The 313-nt window shown below is 56.2% G+C and carries 1 pseudogene; it reads left to right on the forward strand.

The features are described 5' to 3' along the window. Window positions 1-313, forward strand: a pseudogene (locus ACRHNM_RS16525) (hypothetical protein); the annotation flags it as partial.

A 313-nucleotide genomic window follows, 5' to 3' on the forward strand; every position in this document is an offset into this window, starting at 1 on the left:
CCGCGAGTTTTATAGATAATGTGATGCCGGCTGTACCTGCCGAATCCTTCCAGATGGCGATCTACTGGTTTGACGGCGAAGATGTCCTGCACGAGCTCAACCCGCTGACCTCGTCACGGGAAGAGTTGATTGCGGCCGTGGAGTCTATCGATTCAGATATCAGCAATGACCCGTCTACCGACCTGTACGGTGCGGTCATCAAAAGTACGGACCTGGCAACCGACCTGCTCCGGGACAGCGAACAGAACAACACCATCGGGGCGGCTTCCATCGTCCTGTTTACCGACGGAACCGACCAGGCATCCCGCTATTC

The organism is Psychroserpens mesophilus, from assembly GCF_050617655.1.
Lineage (GTDB): Bacteria > Bacteroidota > Bacteroidia > Flavobacteriales > Flavobacteriaceae > Psychroserpens > Psychroserpens mesophilus_A.